The 13,380-nt window shown below is 42.7% G+C and carries 16 protein-coding genes and 1 rRNA gene; 5 read left to right on the top strand and 12 right to left on the bottom strand.

From position 1 onward, the window contains the following. Positions 1 to 1,137: ribosomal RNA gene (locus BDE27_RS19185) — 16S ribosomal RNA — on the bottom strand; the annotation flags it as partial. A 493-nt stretch (positions 1,138 to 1,630) separates the two neighbouring features. On the opposite strand from BDE27_RS19185, the gene BDE27_RS19180 reads away from it, so the two are divergent. After that, positions 1,631 to 2,167 carry a gamma carbonic anhydrase family protein gene (locus BDE27_RS19180; protein ID WP_099133077.1) on the top strand — a complete coding sequence of 179 codons (537 nt, stop codon included), beginning with the start codon at positions 1,631 to 1,633 and terminating at the stop codon, positions 2,165 to 2,167. Here BDE27_RS19180 and BDE27_RS19175 read toward each other — a convergent pair. Genes BDE27_RS19175 through dprA form a run of 5 tightly spaced genes read right to left on the bottom strand, consistent with a single transcriptional unit; the run spans position 2,152 to position 5,520 of the window. Then, complete coding sequence (locus tag BDE27_RS19175) at positions 2,152 to 2,421, bottom strand: DUF1488 family protein (protein WP_099133076.1); 270 nt, start codon at positions 2,419 to 2,421, stop codon at positions 2,152 to 2,154. The genes BDE27_RS19180 and BDE27_RS19175 overlap by 16 nt on opposite strands. After that, positions 2,418 to 3,242: a shikimate dehydrogenase gene (aroE, locus tag BDE27_RS19170; RefSeq protein WP_099133075.1), complete on the bottom strand. Its 825-nt coding sequence runs from the start codon at positions 3,240 to 3,242 to the stop codon at positions 2,418 to 2,420. The genes BDE27_RS19175 and aroE overlap by 4 nt, the downstream gene beginning before the upstream one ends. A gap of 6 nt (positions 3,243 to 3,248) precedes the next feature. Continuing rightward, positions 3,249 to 3,818 carry an L-threonylcarbamoyladenylate synthase type 1 TsaC gene (gene tsaC, locus BDE27_RS19165; protein WP_099133074.1) on the bottom strand — a complete coding sequence of 190 codons (570 nt, stop codon included), beginning with the start codon at positions 3,816 to 3,818 and terminating at the stop codon, positions 3,249 to 3,251. Position 3,819: 1 nt separating this feature from the next. Then, positions 3,820 to 4,371 carry a DNA topoisomerase family protein gene (locus BDE27_RS19160; RefSeq protein ID WP_099133073.1) on the bottom strand — a complete coding sequence of 184 codons (552 nt, stop codon included), beginning with the start codon at positions 4,369 to 4,371 and terminating at the stop codon, positions 3,820 to 3,822. A gap of 60 nt (positions 4,372 to 4,431) precedes the next feature. Continuing rightward, positions 4,432 to 5,520, bottom strand: coding sequence for a DNA-protecting protein DprA (gene dprA / locus BDE27_RS19155; protein ID WP_099133072.1), 1,089 nt, complete (start codon positions 5,518 to 5,520; stop codon positions 4,432 to 4,434). 133 nt (positions 5,521 to 5,653) lie between these two features. Here dprA and def point away from each other — a divergent pair, with 133 nt between their 5' ends. From def to trkA, 4 genes are all read left to right on the top strand, one after another. Beyond that, positions 5,654 to 6,166, top strand: coding sequence for a peptide deformylase (gene def, locus BDE27_RS19150; protein ID WP_099133071.1), 513 nt, complete (start codon positions 5,654 to 5,656; stop codon positions 6,164 to 6,166). 24 nt (positions 6,167 to 6,190) lie between these two features. After that, positions 6,191 to 7,138 (top strand): methionyl-tRNA formyltransferase, encoded by a 948-nt coding sequence (gene fmt, locus BDE27_RS19145; RefSeq protein ID WP_099133070.1) that lies wholly within the window; start codon positions 6,191 to 6,193, stop codon positions 7,136 to 7,138. Between the two features lie 86 nt (positions 7,139 to 7,224). Next, positions 7,225 to 8,505, top strand: a complete 1,281-nt coding sequence (gene rsmB / locus BDE27_RS19140) for a 16S rRNA (cytosine(967)-C(5))-methyltransferase RsmB (RefSeq protein WP_099133069.1) — start codon at positions 7,225 to 7,227, stop codon at positions 8,503 to 8,505. 93 nt (positions 8,506 to 8,598) lie between these two features. Next, positions 8,599 to 9,975 (top strand): Trk system potassium transporter TrkA, encoded by a 1,377-nt coding sequence (gene trkA / locus BDE27_RS19135; RefSeq protein ID WP_099133068.1) that lies wholly within the window; start codon positions 8,599 to 8,601, stop codon positions 9,973 to 9,975. 46 nt (positions 9,976 to 10,021) lie between these two features. Here trkA and BDE27_RS19130 read toward each other — a convergent pair whose 3' ends face one another. From BDE27_RS19130 to rpsK, 6 genes are all read right to left on the bottom strand, one after another. Beyond that, the gene (locus BDE27_RS19130; RefSeq protein ID WP_099133067.1) at positions 10,022 to 10,210 is read right to left on the bottom strand and encodes an alternative ribosome-rescue factor A; all 189 of its coding nucleotides are present in this window, start codon (positions 10,208 to 10,210) and stop codon (positions 10,022 to 10,024) included. An 86-nt stretch (positions 10,211 to 10,296) separates the two neighbouring features. Continuing rightward, positions 10,297 to 10,710, bottom strand: coding sequence for a Zn(2+)-responsive transcriptional regulator (zntR, locus tag BDE27_RS19125; RefSeq protein ID WP_099133066.1), 414 nt, complete (start codon positions 10,708 to 10,710; stop codon positions 10,297 to 10,299). 175 nt (positions 10,711 to 10,885) lie between these two features. Then, on the bottom strand, positions 10,886 to 11,278 hold the full coding sequence (gene rplQ / locus BDE27_RS19120; protein ID WP_074021494.1) for a 50S ribosomal protein L17: 393 nt from the start codon (positions 11,276 to 11,278) through the stop codon (positions 10,886 to 10,888). A gap of 40 nt (positions 11,279 to 11,318) precedes the next feature. Then, complete coding sequence (locus BDE27_RS19115) at positions 11,319 to 12,308, bottom strand: DNA-directed RNA polymerase subunit alpha (RefSeq protein ID WP_038269634.1); 990 nt, start codon at positions 12,306 to 12,308, stop codon at positions 11,319 to 11,321. A gap of 25 nt (positions 12,309 to 12,333) precedes the next feature. Then, positions 12,334 to 12,954, bottom strand: coding sequence for a 30S ribosomal protein S4 (gene rpsD, locus BDE27_RS19110; RefSeq protein ID WP_074021493.1), 621 nt, complete (start codon positions 12,952 to 12,954; stop codon positions 12,334 to 12,336). Positions 12,955 to 12,990: 36 nt separating this feature from the next. Then, on the bottom strand, positions 12,991 to 13,380 hold the full coding sequence (gene rpsK, locus BDE27_RS19105) for a 30S ribosomal protein S11 (protein WP_002919257.1): 390 nt from the start codon (positions 13,378 to 13,380) through the stop codon (positions 12,991 to 12,993).

Raw genomic sequence — 13,380 nt, 5'->3', positions numbered from 1 at the left:
AACGTGCTGGCAACAAAGGATAAGGGTTGCGCTCGTTGCGGGACTTAACCCAACATTTCACAACACGAGCTGACGACAGCCATGCAGCACCTGTCTCAGCGTTCCCGAAGGCACGCCTCTATCTCTAAAGGCTTCGCTGGATGTCAAGAGTAGGTAAGGTTCTTCGCGTTGCATCGAATTAAACCACATGCTCCACCGCTTGTGCGGGCCCCCGTCAATTCATTTGAGTTTTAATCTTGCGACCGTACTCCCCAGGCGGTCGATTTAACGCGTTAGCTCCGGAAGCCACAGCTCAAGGCCACAACCTCCAAATCGACATCGTTTACAGCGTGGACTACCAGGGTATCTAATCCTGTTTGCTCCCCACGCTTTCGCACCTGAGCGTCAGTCTTCGTCCAGGGGGCCGCCTTCGCCACCGGTATTCCTCCACATCTCTACGCATTTCACCGCTACACGTGGAATTCTACCCCCCTCTACGAGACTCTAGTCAACCAGTCTTAGATGCCATTCCCAGGTTAAGCCCGGGGATTTCACATCTAACTTAATTGACCGCCTGCGTGCGCTTTACGCCCAGTAATTCCGATTAACGCTTGCACCCTCCGTATTACCGCGGCTGCTGGCACGGAGTTAGCCGGTGCTTCTTCTGCGGGTAACGTCAATCATAAAGCGTATTCGGCTCTATGCCTTCCTCCCCGCTGAAAGTACTTTACAACCCGAAGGCCTTCTTCATACACGCGGCATGGCTGCATCAGGCTTGCGCCCATTGTGCAATATTCCCCACTGCTGCCTCCCGTAGGAGTCTGGGCCGTGTCTCAGTCCCAGTGTGGCTGGTCATCCTCTCAGACCAGCTAGGGATCGTCGCCTAGGTGAGCCTTTACCCCACCTACTAGCTAATCCCATCTGGGTTCATCCGATGGCGTGAGGCCCGAAGGTCCCCCACTTTGCTCCTCAGAGGTTATGCGGTATTAGCCACCGTTTCCAGTGGTTATCCCCCTCCATCAGGCAGATCCCCAGACATTACTCACCCGTCCGCCGCTCGCCGGCAGGAAAGCACGCTTTCCCCCGCTGCCGCTCGACTTGCATGTGTTAGGCCTGCCGCCAGCGTTCAATCTGAGCCATGATCAAACTCTTCAATTAAAAGTTTGATGCTCAAAGAATCTTACTGTTAGTTCATCATGAATTAACTGTCAGGTCACTCTTTAAGACTTTAATCTTTTTTGCCTTTCGGCATATCGATAGTGTCTTGCGAGTGCCCACACAGATTGTCTGATTAATTTGTTAAAGAGCATTGGCAACCGGAAGTGCCTTCCGGGTTGCGAGGCTGCGTATCTTACGCTTTTCGCCGCCAGAGTCAAGCGATTATTTTCGCTTTTCTCTCACCGTCCTGCGCGGCCTGTTTCAGCTCAGCGTCGGTCAGTGGTGGCGCATTATAGGGGGTTTTACGGCGCTGACAATAGTTTTTTTGCAATTTTATTTTCAAGCGAACACTTTTTGCCCCCATAAATATAAAAATCACTCAAACAGGCTAATATTAATGCAGATCATTCCATTGCATGGCGTTTTTTTCCTCAATAACATTCCTATATAATTGTTTATATGTTTGCGATCCACTCTTATTGTTGAGGTTTTTATGCCTACTGTTTTACGCCAATATCTAAATTTCTATCCTCAAGTCGGTCAAAAAGTTCTTTTAGATCCTTCTTCTGTTGTAATTGGAGATGTCAAATTAGCAGACAATGTCAGCATTTGGCCCCTTGTAGTTATCAGGGGAGATGTAAATTATGTCTCAATTGGTTCACGTACAAATATTCAAGATGGTTCTGTTTTACATGTGACTCATAAATCTCCTGATAATCCAAATGGCTTCCCACTAATAATTGGCGAAGATGTCACGGTAGGTCATAAATCAATGCTACATGGGTGTAAAATTGGGAATCGAGTCTTAGTTGGCATGGGTTCCATTTTACTCGATGGAGTGACTATTGAAGATGATGTTGTGATTGGAGCTGGTAGCCTAGTTCCTCCAGGTAAAAAATTAGAAAGCGGTTACCTGTATGTCGGTAGCCCTGCCAAACAAGTACGAAAACTCAAACCTGAAGAATTGGAAGGGCTGCTTTATTCCGCTAATAATTACGTTAGCTGGAAAAATGACTATCTATCAACATAATCTGAAAGCAAAGAGTAGCGTCCAAATTGATCATCATGCCCACTCACAATGGCTGTTTCAAACTCTTCTTCCAAATCCCAGCGATATTGGCGAAACAAATCGAGTGGGTGATGATCCTTACCATAACGCTCTATTATTTCATCAGAACTAATCATACATTCCACCAGCAAACCATTCACCATTGCTGGAAATATCACCTTATTTTCTACCTCATTCCACTCTTCCCGATCAGGAAATTGAATTGATTGATTCATACATGTAACTCCCGTCTTAAGGTCGTTAAAACAGGTTCTATTTCGGGGAATACTCCATGCCATAATTCAAAAGAATACGCAGCCTGCCCTACCAACATTCCTAAGCCATCAGCCAAACGTGAAACACCATTTTGATGGGCAAACGTAAGGAAAGGAGTTAATCCATGCTGGTAATACATGTCGTAACACACACTATTATTTTGAAAAATCAACGGAGAGATAGCAGGAATTTGTCCATCAAGGCCAGAAGCTGTTGCATTAATGATAATATCAAAATCTGGAGTAATAAGGCCAAGAGCACTCATTTCAATGGCCTGGATATCACCTAATAGAGAAAATGTATTTGCGATTATTTGAGCACGTTCAAATGTTCGGTTAGTAATAGTGACTGAACAGCCCAGTAATAATAAAGAAGACAATACACCTTTCGCAGCTCCACCAGCACCTATGATCAGAATTTTCTGTCCTTGAGAGAGGAATTTGAGTCGCTGCAAGTCTACTAATAATCCCATTCCATCAGTATTGTCACCGAGCAGTCGGCTTCCCTCTATCCGTTTTAATGTGTTAACTGCACCACAGATACTCGCCCGTTCAGTCAATTCATCTGAGCATTTATAGGCTTTCTCTTTGAAAGGAACAGTGATATTCGCTCCTAGTCCCCCCTGTTCGAAAAAATGAGTTAAGGTTTGTTCAAAGTTTTCCACCGGAGCAAGTACTCTCCCATACTGATGTTCGATACCTGTTTGCTCAGCAAACAATTGATGAATATAAGGAGATTTACTATGTGCGATTGGATTACCAAAAACAGCGAATTTATCCATGATTACCTACCCTTGCCGATATAATTTGCCAGTTAACGCATCCCTGATTTCTGATGGATTCTTACGCTCACCAACTTCTCCTTCTAATATTGGGACACGATTGCCAAATTGCTGCCGTACTTCTTCTACACTACGACATGGTTCTAATCCACTTAGATTCGCACTGGTTGAAACAAGTGGTTTTTCATATATAGCACATAGCTGCTGAACCAAAAGGTGATCCGTAACTCTAACGGCCAATGTTGAAAATTTGCCAGTCAACCATTTTGGTGTGGTTGCTTTAGCGGGGATTACCCACGTAACAGGACCAGGCCAAGATGAGAATATGGTTTCTTTCTGTGTATCATTTATCTGTTCATCATCAATATAAGGACATAATCTCTCATACTTATCAGCAATAAGAATTAATCCTTTCTCCCAAGGCCTATTTTTCAACGCTAATAGCGCTTGCACTGCATTTTCACTATCGGGATCACACCCTAATCCAAAAACGGCTTCAGTTGGATAGGCAATAACTTTTTCTTCTTTTAAGGCCGTGATAACTTCATCAAATACTGGTGAGATTACGTCACTCATTTCATTTCTCAATTTCGTTAACTTGCTGCTTACTACACAATTTACTGGCACAAAATAATTTCACACCTTGGGAAGTATGCTTTTCTATTAACAATGGATAGTGACAAAACATGCATTCACCTGAGGTAGGCTTATTGTTAAGTGCAAACTGACACTCTGGATAGCGACTACAGGAATAAAATGTCTTACCAAAACGAGATTTACGCTGGAGTAATTTTCCTTGCTGGCATTGAGGGCAATTAATTGACGTATCATCTGGTTTATCAATTAATTCTGTATATTCACATTCAGGATAATGACCACAGCCAATGAACATACCATAACGCCCTTGACGTAAGGCTAAAGTGAAACCACATTTTGGACAGATTTGCCCATCCAATTCTTTAACAATATGTCCATCTACTTGTGCTTTCAAAGGACGAAGATAGTGGCAAGATGGATAACTGGAACACGCATAAAATGGGCCATGAGCGCCATTGCGGATCACTAACTCAGCATTACACTCAGGGCAACACTCTATTTCTTTTATAATAAAAGGTACTTTCTTAGACATATCTCACTCGCTGAATATCGGCAGCCACCATAACATTGGAAAAAGCACAAATTAAATCGCTTAATTAGTTCGGACATACCCACCAGCAACAACAGCAACTTTTCCCATGAGTTCCAACTCCAATAATTTGGTCATAACTTCGGTAACAGGCAGGGAAGAGCGCTGGGCAATCACATCAATAGGTGTAACTTCACTACTTACGTTAACCAGCACATCCACAAATGGCAACTCTGTTTGTTCAAATTGTTTATTTTCTTCCTCCTGACCTTTCTCTTCGATGTTAATCCATTGAAACGACGAACTAATATGTTCCATGATATCCATTACATTTGTTGCCAAATAAGCCCCTTGTTTAATCAACCAATGATTACCTTCGTTCGCAGGAGTGCCTAATGGACCAGGTAATGCAAAGATGTCTCTCCCTTGTTCAAGAGCACAACGCGCTGTAATCAGTGATCCACTATTCTTATGAGCTTCCACAATAAGAAGAGCCAAACTTAACCCACTAATAATTCGATTTCGCCTTGGGAAATGCTTGGCTTTAGGTGGCGCATCAGGAAAGAATTCGGAAACTAATGCTCCATTTTCTTTAATATGTCTGGCCAAGGATTTATGTCTACTGGGGTAGATATTTTTAAAACCACTACCAAGTACCGCTACTGTTTTCCCTCCCGAATCCAATGCTGCCTGATGGCAGATACCATCAATACCAATCGCCAGCCCACTAGTTATTACCAGATTATTTTTAGCCAAGTCACTAGCAAATATCTTTCCCCACTTTTCGCCATAAAAAGTCGCAGCCCTACTACCAACCATTGAAATTTGCTTTTGAGATAAGACCGATACATCACCTATAACAAACAGAACAAGAGGTGGAGAATGTATTTGCTTTAATAAAGGTGGATATGCGGGATGAGAGAAAGTCAACAAATGATGCTCTGGTTGTTCTAACCAATTGAGAGCCGAAACCAGCGCGGAAGTGTTAGCTTTCATAAATTGCAAGCATTGTGCAGATGACAGACCACATGCTTTAAGGGAAGATATACTGTAATTTTCCGTTTGTAACAGGCGATCCATAATAAGCATGGCCTTCGCTGCTGAAAGATGAGAGACCATTTTCATTCTTAACCACATTTCCATCGCTTCCATATCGTCATCCTGACCTGAGGTTGAGAGCAATACTCTCATGATTAATTTATGTTCAATACTGTCAATCTAAATGGGAAATGTCTAGAATAGGCATCAATTATCACTCACTTTTTGGATGCAGTTCTAAACATATATGTCAGTTTTACAAGTATTACATTATCCAGACGAGCGACTTCGCACAGTTGCCAAGCCAGTAGAAAAAGTCGATGCAGAAATCCAGCATATCGTTGATGATATGTTTGAAACGATGTATGCAGAGGAAGGTATTGGTTTAGCGGCAACACAAGTCGATATACATCAGAGAATTATTGTCATTGACGTCTCTGAGGATCGTGATCAACGTCTTGTTCTGATCAACCCGGAATTAATTAATGAAACTGGTGAAACAGGAATAGAAGAAGGTTGTTTATCTGTTCCTGAACAGCGTGGATTTGTGCCTCGCTCTGAGCAAGTAAAAATTAAGGCCTTAAACTATAACGGCCAACCATTTGAGTTAGAAGTCGATGGATTATTGGCAATCTGTATTCAACATGAAATGGATCATTTAGTCGGTAAACTCTTTGTTGATTACTTATCACCATTGAAACGCCAACGCATCCGTCAGAAAGTTGAAAAAATTGACCGACTGAGAGCCAAAAACAAATAATTCTTATTATCGCAGGAAATAACAGTGTCTGATTCTTTACGTATTATTTTTGCCGGAACGCCTGATTTCGCGGCTCGCCATTTGGCTGCTTTATTAAACTCTCAACACCAGGTTGTCGGAGTGCTCGCTCCACCAGACAAGCCGGCAGGAAGAGGTAAGAAACTGACACCAAGTCCTGTAAAGGTATTGGCTGAAGAACATGATATTCCTGTTTTCCAGCCAAAAACCTTACGTACAGAAGAAAGCCAACAATGGGTCATGGAGCAGCAAGCTGATATTATGGTCGTTGTTGCCTATGGCTTAATTCTTCCTCAAGCCGTTTTAGATATACCACATCTAGGATGCTTGAATGTCCACGGTTCTTTGCTACCTCGCTGGCGTGGTGCAGCCCCCATTCAACGCTCCATTTGGGCTGGTGACCAAGAAACTGGCGTAACGATCATGCAAATGGATGCAGGGCTTGATACTGGTAATATGCTGTTGAAAGCCATTTGTCCAATTACAAATGAAGATACCAGTGCTAGCTTATACGAAAAACTTGCCGATATTGGGCCAAAAGCCTTACTCAACACCTTAGATTTAATCACATCGGGAACACTCCAGCCTGAAATTCAGGATGATACACTTACAACCTATGCCGAAAAACTGAGTAAAGATGAAGCAAAAGTAGATTGGCATTTACCTGCAAGCCAAATTGAGCGTTGTATTCGTGCCTTTAACCCTTGGCCTATGAGCTTCTTCTTAGTTGATGATCAACCAATTAAAATCTGGCAGGCAGAAGTCATTGCAGAGCAAACCACCCAAGCTCCTGGAACAATTATCAGCGCGGATAAAAAAGGTATTCAAATTGCAACTGTCGATGGAATATTAAATATTGTTCAATTGCAACCACCGGGCAAGAAAGCAATGTCGGTTGCCGATCTCTTAAACTCTAAACGTGAGTGGTTTACACCTGGTAGCAAAATCAACTGATACTAACCTGACTTTGCCTGAATATTTTAGCATTCAGGCTTCTTCCTATTTACCATGCTGACGAAAGTCAGCTGTTTGACTATACCATGAAAAATACATATAACCTGAGAAGCATCGCTGCAAAAGCAATCACTCAAGTGCTTGACCAAGGGCAATCCCTCAGCACTGTTATGCCTGAACTCCAACAAAAAGTTTCTGATAAAGATAAGGCGCTGTTGCAAGAGATCTGTTTTGGTGTGATGAGAGTATTACCTCAGCTTGAGTGGTTTATCAGTCAACTAATGGCAACGCCATTGAAAGGAAAACAACGTATTTTCCACTACCTAATCATGGTTGGTATATATCAGCTCATATATACACGTATACCTGCACACGCTGCACTGGCCGAAACCGTCAATGGCGCAACTAATTTAAAACGACCACAGCTGAAAGGGGTAATTAATGGTGTCCTTCGCCAATTTCAGCGCCAACAACAAGAATTAATCGAACGGGCAAATAATCAACACCTACATCCCAAATGGCTGCTAGAACGCATTCAAAAAGCATATCCACAAAATTGGCAAACTATAGTGGATGCCAACAACCAAAAACCACCTATGTGGCTGCGAATTAACCAACTCCATCATACGGCGAAAGAATATCTTGCACTATTAGAAGAAACTAATATAGAAGCAGAATTAGATATCAACCATCCTAATGCTATTCGTCTTCTGAATCCCTGTCCTGTCAGTGCACTACCCGGATTTAGCCAAGGCTGGGTAACTATTCAGGATCGCTCCGCACAGGGGTGTGCTGAACTCTTAAGCCCATGTGACGGTGAATCTATACTGGATCTTTGTGCTGCACCTGGTGGAAAAACCACTCACATCCTCGAAATAGCACCAAAATCTAAAGTTCTCGCTATCGATATTGATGAGCAACGAATTAAGCGAGTAAAAGAGAATTTACAACGACTTAACTTGCATGCTATCGTCAAAACAGGTGATGGACGCCTTCCACACGAGTGGGCTGCTGATGAACAATTTGATCGTATTCTTCTTGACGCGCCGTGCTCTGCTACAGGGGTTATTCGCCGTCACCCTGACATAAAATGGCTACGCAGAAAAGAAGATATAAATCAATTAGTTACATTGCAATCTGAAATCCTTGAAGCTATTTGGCCATATTTGAAGCAAAATGGCACACTGGTTTATGCCACCTGTTCAATTTTACCTCAGGAAAATAGTGAGCAAATAAAAGCATTTTTGGCCCATCATCCCGATGCAGTATTATCAGAAGCAGATAATTCAGATACTCCTGGAACACAAATTATTCCAGAAGCTACGGGCGGTGACGGTTTCTTTTATGCCCGACTAACTAAGCAATAATAACGCTCTCTCGTTCAAACTGAACGAGAGAATTTTATGGTTTTGCTAAAATATCAAGAACAGAAGATGGCTTCCAATTGAGAAGAGAATGCTATGAAGATAATCATTCTGGGTGCTGGCCAGGTTGGTGGAACATTAGCTGAGAATTTAGTTGATGAAAACAATGATATTACTGTCGTTGATACCGATACAGATCGTCTACGCCAGTTACAGGATAAATTCGATCTCCGAGTTGTCAATGGCCATGGCTCCCATCCCAGAATATTGAAGGAAGCTGGCGCTGAAGATGCTGATATGTTAATAGCTGTCACAAATTCAGATGAAACTAATATGGTTGCATGCCAAATTGCTTATTCTCTATTTAACACGCCTAATAAAGTCGCCAGGATACGCTCATCAGAATATATCCGAGAATCAGAAAAATTATTTCAACCTGATGATATTCCTATTGATTATCTAATATCTCCTGAGCAACTGGTTATTGATTACATCTATAAATTAATCCAATACCCAGGAGCATTACAAGTTGTTAATTTTGCGGAAGGCCGTGTCAGCATTGTCGCGGTTAAAGCCTATTATGGTGGTTCACTGGTAGGCAATGCCTTATCCTCACTCCGAGAGCATATGCCACATATTGATAGCAAAGTTGCTGCAATATTTCGTCAAGATCGCCCCATTAGACCACAAGGTTCAACAATTATTGAAGCTGGAGATGAAGTCTTCTTCGTTGCAGCATCACAACATATCAGGGCCGTAATGAGCGAATTACAACGCCTTGAAAAACCGTATAAACGCATCATGATTGTTGGTGGCGGTAATGTTGGTGCAGGCTTAGCCTTACGACTTGAAAAAGATTACAGCGTCAAACTAATTGAGCATAACCAAAAAAGAGCCATTGAATTAGCTGAACTATTGCACGATACCATCGTGTTTTATGGTGATGCTTCAGACCAAGAATTGCTAGCTGAAGAACACATTGAACAAGTTGACGTTTTTATAGCACTAACAAATGATGATGAAGCCAATATTATGTCAGCCATGCTTGCAAAACGAATGGGGGCTAAAAAAGCAATGGTTCTTATTCAACGCAGTGCATATGTTGATTTAGTACAAGGTGGGGTCATTGATATTGCAATTTCACCTCAACAAGCAACAGTATCGGCGCTACTTGGTCATGTCCGTAAAGCAGATATTGTCAGTGTGTTCTCATTAAGAAGAGGAGTTGCTGAAGCTATCGAGGCCATAGCTCATGGCGATGAACATACTTCAAAAGTTGTTGGGCGTAAGATAAGTGATATCAAATTACCACCAGGAACAACAATAGGTGCCATTGTCCGTAATGAAGAAGTTATCATTGCTAATGATTATAGTATTATTCAACAAGGTGATCATGTAATCATGTTTATTACTGATAAAAAATTCGTGCCTGAAGTAGAAAAGCTTTTCCAGCCAAGTCCTTTCTTCCTGTAAAAACATCAATTCGGACTTATTCGATTAATAGAATCTACTTAAAAAGCTAGAAGGCCAATGATAACAACTTGATAAAATTATTATCATTGGCCTCCCAACCATGCTTTTCTTTACGATTATAACTTCCTTTGCCTTTTTTATTTTTCTCTACTCTCTGTCTAAACAAAGGATCATGTAATAAGGCTTCTATAGCATTATCTTTGATAACACCTTTTTTATGGCGATATGTTGTCATAATAACCTCTAAATTAATTAATAAAATCGTTTTGTGATTAAAAACAATGCGATTGTACTCTTAGCACTCAAAACAATAAAGAAAAATTATCTGTTTGTCGCACCTTCTTCTAAAATTTCCAATATAGAACAATATGTACTGATGTGAGTACTACCACAACAAGCATCACTCAACATTTTCAAAGAATCACGCATTTTTTGCATTTCCAATAATTTCTCTTCAACTTCTCGCAATCTAGAATCAACAATATGTTTTGATTCCTTGCATGTATAGTGCTCAGGATCAACCCTAATAGATAATAGTTCTACAATTGCTTCCAGTGTAAAACCTAATTGTTTTGCATAACGGATAAAACGTAATCGCTGTAGATCCTGTTCAGTATATAGTCTATAACCACCTTCCGTTCTTTCTCCATGAAGCATCAGCCCCTGTTTTTCATAAAAGCGGATAGTGTCAGGTGTTACACCTGCTAATTTAGCCAACTGACCAATACGATACATAAGATTATCCCATCAAGTAGAAAATAATCACAATACTACCAGAATAGGCTAAGAGATCATCTGAACAGGAAAAATTTGCAGATTAGCTGATGAATATAAAACGGAGAGTTAGAGAATCAAAATTAAAAGGCAATAAAAAACCGGGATAATACCCGGCTTTTTACGCTCCTACAGATTACTCTGCAGATGCTACTTCTGTCTGAGACTCTGCTGCACGGTCAACAAGCTCGATGTATGCCATCGGTGCATTGTCACCAGCACGGAAGCCACACTTCAGAATACGAGTGTAACCACCTGCACGGCTCGCAAAACGCGGGCCCAGTTCATTAAACAGTTTTGCCACGATCTCGTTATCACGAGTACGGGCGAATGCCAGACGACGATTAGCTACGCTGTCGGTCTTGGCAAGAGTAATCAGCGGCTCAACGACGCGACGCAGTTCTTTCGCTTTAGGCAGAGTCGTCTTGATGATTTCATGACGAACTAAAGAACCTGCCATGTTACGAAACATAGCTTGGCGATGGCTGCTGTTGCGGTTCAATTGACGACCACTCTTACGATGGCGCATGACCTTATCCTTCTCAGTAAAACCTTAACCTGTGATCTAGTTATTCATCAGCAATACTTGCTGGTGGCCAGTTTTCCAGACGCATGCCCAGAGAAAGTCCACGTGAAGCCAGTACATCTTTAATCTCAGTAAGAGATTTTTTACCCAAGTTAGGTGTTTTAAGTAACTCAACTTCAGTACGCTGTACCAGATCACCGATGTAGTGGATAGCTTCTGCTTTAAGGCAGTTAGCAGAGCGGACAGTCAATTCCAGATCGTCAACAGGGCGCAGCAGGATCGGATCAAACTCTGGCTTCTCTTCTTTTACTTCTGGTTGACGTACATCACGTAAATCAACGAAAGCTTCTAGTTGTTCAGCCAGAATGGTAGCTGCACGGCGAATCGCCTCTTCAGGATCGATTGTACCGTTAGTTTCCATCTCGATAACCAGCTTATCCAAGTCAGTACGCTGTTCTACACGAGCTGCTTCAACATTGTAGGCGATACGCTCTACTGGGCTATAGCAGGCATCTACTAACAAACGACCGATAGGGCGCTCATCTTCTTCCGAATGAATTCGGGCAGAAGCCGGCACATATCCACGACCGCGCTGAACTTTAATACGCATACTAATGGAAGCGCTTTCGTCAGTCAGATGGCAGATTACGTGCTGCGGCTTGACGATTTCGACATCACCGTCATGGATGATATCGGCTGCAGTCACAGGGCCAATGCCAGATTTATTCAAAGTAAGGATAACTTCATCTTTACCCTGAACCTTCACCGCCAGCCCTTTCAGATTGAGGAGAATCTCCAGGATATCTTCCTGTACACCTTCTTTGGTGCTGTACTCATGCAGTACACCATCAATCTCAACCTCAGTCACCGCACAACCCGGCATAGACGAAAGCAGAATACGGCGCAGTGCGTTGCCAAGAGTATGGCCAAAGCCACGCTCTAATGGCTCAAGGGTCACCTTGGCGTGCGTCGAACTGACTTGCTCGATATCTACCAGGCGCGGTTTTAGAAACTCTGTCACAGAACCCTGCATTGTGTCCTCTCTTTGGTGCTAAGCTTTACTTGGAGTAAAGCTCGACGATCAGGTGTTCGTTAATGTCAGCGGATAGATCAGTACGTTCAGGAATACGCTTGAACACACCTTCCATCTTCGCAGCATCAACTTCCAACCAAGTTGGTTTCTCACGCTGCTCAGCCAGCTCTAAAGCTGCTTTAATGCGAGCCTGCTTCTTCGCTTTTTCACGAACGCTGACTACGTCATTCGGGGATACCTGATAAGAAGCGATATTAACAACGCGACCATTTACCGTGATAGCCTTGTGGCTTACCATCTGACGTGCTTCAGCGCGAGTCGCGCCAAAACCCATACGATAAACGACGTTATCCAAGCGACTTTCCAGCAAGTTCAGCAGGTTTTCACCTGTGTTGCCTTTCAGACGAGTCGCTTCTTTATAGTAGTTACGGAATTGACGCTCCAGAACACCGTAAATACGACGAACTTTTTGTTTTTCACGTAACTGTACACCATAGTCAGACAGACGCGGTTTACGTGCGCCGTGCTGGCCTGGTGCCTGTTCTAATTTACACTTGGTGTCAATCGCGCGAACGCCAGACTTTAGGAAAAGGTCTGTACCCTCGCGACGGCTCAGCTTGAGCTTAGGACCCAAATATCTTGCCATTTTTTTTCTCCAACAATCCTAAAAAACGAAGACGTATTAAACGCGACGTTTCTTCGGTGGACGACAACCGTTATGAGGGATCGGAGTCACATCAGTAATATTAGTGATGCGGAAACCAGCCGCATTTAATGCACGGATAGTTGACTCACGGCCAGGACCAGGTCCTTTAACCATAACTTCCAGGTTCTTAATTCCGTACTCTTTTACTGCTTCAGCGCAGCGCTCTGCTGCAACCTGAGCTGCAAACGGAGTAGATTTACGAGAACCACGGAAACCGGAACCACCGGCAGTTGCCCAACCCAATGCGTTACCCTGACGATCAGTTATAGTAACGATGGTATTGTTGAAAGAAGCATGGATATGAGCCACACCGTCAGAGACTTGTTTTCTTACACGCTTACGTGCACGAATAGGTGCCTTTGCCAT

It is taken from the genome of Xenorhabdus ehlersii, from assembly GCF_003610465.1.
GTDB lineage: Bacteria > Pseudomonadota > Gammaproteobacteria > Enterobacterales > Enterobacteriaceae > Xenorhabdus > Xenorhabdus ehlersii.
The sequence above is the reverse complement of the archived record's forward strand: the minus strand, read 5'-3'. Positions and strand labels throughout refer to the sequence as shown.